At 63.8% G+C, this 309-nt stretch carries 1 protein-coding gene; it reads left to right on the top strand.

From position 1 onward, the window contains the following. On the top strand, positions 1 to 309 hold a 309-nt coding region (locus tag EXE45_RS20155; RefSeq protein ID WP_158294355.1), incomplete at both ends, for a hypothetical protein.

Below are 309 nucleotides of genomic sequence, written 5' to 3'. Positions count from 1 at the left end.
AGAAAGTTGCCCGCCACGACCCGTCCACCGTTCCACAGGTTAGTGGTGGCTTCACGATCGACTGGGGGCCGCTGTTCAAGCCCACGGACATCGAGCGGGCCGAGGGGATGGTGTCCATCATCACCGCGGCGACCAACGGGATCAAAAACTACGTTCTCACGCCCTCGGAGGCCCGCGAGGTCATCGAAGCGGGGTGGGCGGAGTTTGACATGGACACCGACCTCGGGGAGTCGCTCACCGAGGCCGAGATGGACACGCTGGACCGCATCAACATGAACGAGGCGGGACAGGGGCTTCAGGACAACGAGC

It is taken from the genome of Halorubrum sp. SP9, assembly GCF_005435015.1.
GTDB lineage: Archaea > Halobacteriota > Halobacteria > Halobacteriales > Haloferacaceae > Halorubrum > Halorubrum sodomense.
This window is presented reverse-complemented; position numbering and strand designations above follow the sequence as displayed.